Annotated in this window: 1 protein-coding gene; it reads right to left on the bottom strand. The window is 65.9% G+C overall.

The features are described from left to right. Window positions 1-29 precede the first annotated feature (29 nt). Window positions 30-1,277 carry an ISL3 family transposase gene (locus F6Q13_RS17440; protein WP_293059232.1) on the bottom strand — a complete coding sequence of 416 codons (1,248 nt, stop codon included), beginning with the start codon at window positions 1,275-1,277 and terminating at the stop codon, window positions 30-32. Window positions 1,278-1,380 lie beyond the last annotated feature (103 nt).

The following is a 1,380-nucleotide window of genomic DNA, read 5'->3' as shown; positions in this document are numbered from 1 at the left end:
GGATCTACTGACGTTTTCGTGGGTGGAATTCATGCTGCCCTCCCTGGTAGTGGGGGGCATAGGCCGCCGCGGGTGAGCATGGCCATGCCGATCAGCGCTTCGGGGCTGTGAAACCCGTAGGAGCGCTTGGTCAATGCCCGCAGGTGGGTGTTTGTGGCTTCGGAGCGGGCATTGGACAGGCCATGATCAAGCGTGTTGTGGATCCGGTGGCGGTGGCGGTCGATGGTAGCTGCCAGCGTGACGAATTCGGGGATGCGGGAGTGCTTGGCCCACGACAGCCACCCAGCCAGCAGCTGGCGGCCGGTCTGGCCTTTGACCCGAAACACCTCCCGGAGCTGCTCTTTGAGCAGATAGGCCCGATACAGCGTCTTGTTGGTGGTTTGGATGACCGCCAGGCTGGTGCGCTGCTGCCCGGACAGATCGGCGGGGTTTTTGCGCACCGCCCACATCGCGTGACGGTCCCGGGTGCCGGCGGCCGCGGTGGTGCGCACCCGGACCCTGTCGAGGGCTTTCATCGCCCAGGACACGACATGGTAGGGATCCAGACAGATCACGGCGTGAGGGGCACGCTCGGTGACCACGGTGTGGATCCATTCGGCGCCATCACAGCTGACATGCGTCAACGATGCGGCGCGCTGATCGCCGAGTTCGTCGAAGAACCGGGCCAGGGTGTCTTTGTTGCGGCCGTGGGCGGCCCACACCAATCGGCCGCTGGTGTGGTCGATCACGCAGGTCAAATATCGGTGGCCTGTGCGGTAGGCGATCTCGTCGATGCCGATGCGGGTCAGCCCGGCCAAAAGATCGTTGGTGCCGCGGCCATCGGCGACGACCCGGCCCACGATCGCGGCGATGGTGCGCCAGGCCACCTGCAAAAACATCGCCACCACGCTCATCGCGGCATGCGCGGTCAGCCACGCGCAGGTGTCTTCGAACACATAGGTGTGTTTAGCGCCCGGGCGCGCCCACGGCACATCGGCGACCACCACCCCATGCTCGCCGCACTCCACCCGCGGCGCCGCGCCCTGCAGGTAGCACTTGGTGGTGCCCACATCCAGGGTCCGCCACCGGCGCACCCCGTCACCGCCGCCGTCATAGCCGGGGCAACGCGCCTTACACCGCGAGCAACGCCGCGCTGCGGCCGCCTTGGGTCGCACGCTGATCACCAGCACCTCACTGGCCACCAGCTGCCCTCGCTGGCGCCGGGTCTCGACCTGCAGATCGACGCCCTCGATCACCATGTTTGGGCTACCGAGCCCGGCAGCGAATACCCTGGACATGCGCAACGCCGTACACCCCTTCTTCGTCTTGAACCTTCTGACAGTCCAAAACGTAAGCAGGACACGGCGTTGCGCCCCAAATCCCCAGGTCACGAACCCACTA

Source organism: Mycobacterium sp. (assembly GCF_008709575.1).
GTDB lineage: Bacteria > Actinomycetota > Actinomycetes > Mycobacteriales > Mycobacteriaceae > Mycobacterium.
The sequence above is the reverse complement of the archived record's forward strand: the minus strand, read 5'-3'. Positions and strand labels throughout refer to the sequence as shown.

Excerpts from the sequence above, each read along its gene's own strand:
- F6Q13_RS17440 (WP_293059232.1), bottom strand. The coding sequence starts at position 1,277 with ATGTCCAGGGTATTCGCTGCCGGGCTCGGTAGCCCAAACATGGTGATC.